Source organism: Oleiphilus sp. HI0117, from assembly GCF_001635235.1.
The window spans coordinates 1-833 of the sequence record NZ_LWGA01000200.1; the positions used below are offsets into that span (position 1 = coordinate 1).

Annotated in this window: 1 protein-coding gene; it reads right to left on the reverse strand. The window is 46.5% G+C overall.

Annotation, left to right across the window (positions count from 1 at the left end; translation table 11 throughout):
* Positions 1-241 precede the first annotated feature (241 nt).
* The coding region (locus A3757_RS02575; RefSeq protein WP_156506123.1) for a phosphoenolpyruvate carboxykinase (ATP) at positions 242-833 on the reverse strand (592 nt) is incomplete at its 5' end.

Here is an 833-nt window from a genome sequence, read left to right on the forward strand (position 1 = left end):
TATCTTACCGCGGATTCAAGCACACCAGGCGGCGCTGCAATCCGGGGCTGAGAGTTTGTCATTACATGAAGAAGATGAGTGGTACTTTTAAGAACTTCAACGGGATTATTTTTTGTAGGCAGAGGGTTCCACCACTCTCTAAGAATCTGCCTATGGGAGCTGTTTCGAGCATCGCACTCATTTAGATACAAAAAAACCCGGAGCTTTTCAGCGCCGGGTTTTTAGTCTTAAGGAAGCTAATTTAAGCTTGCTTAGGACCTGCATCAACGATCGCATCAGATACGTCAAACTTCTTGAAGTTTTCAACAAACTGAGAGATCAAATCAGCTGCTTTTGCATCGTACGCTGCTGGATCTTCCCAAGTATTACGTGGGTTAAGCAACTTAGCATCAACACCTTCCAATGAAGTTGGAACGTCTAGATTCAAGGCTTCCAAGTGCTCTGTTTCAGCATCAGCCAAAGCGCCGCTCTGGATTGCGCTGATGATTGCACGAGTCACCGGAATGCTGAAACGTTGGCCTGTGCCGTAAGCACCGCCTGTCCAGCCCGTGTTAACCAAGTAAACCTTAGAACCGAACTCTTCCATACGCTTCATTAACAATTCAGCGTAAACGCCTGCTGGGCGTGGGAAGAAAGGTGCACCGAAACAGGTAGAGAACGTAGACTTCAACTTAGAGTCTGAACCCATCTCTGTAGAACCAACCAATGCCGTGTAACCACTTAAGAAGTGGTAAGCCGCACCTTCTTTAGACAACAATGATACTGGAGGTAGTACACCCGTCATATCACAAGTCAAAAATACGATAGCGTTTGGCTCGCCTGCTAAGTTTTCA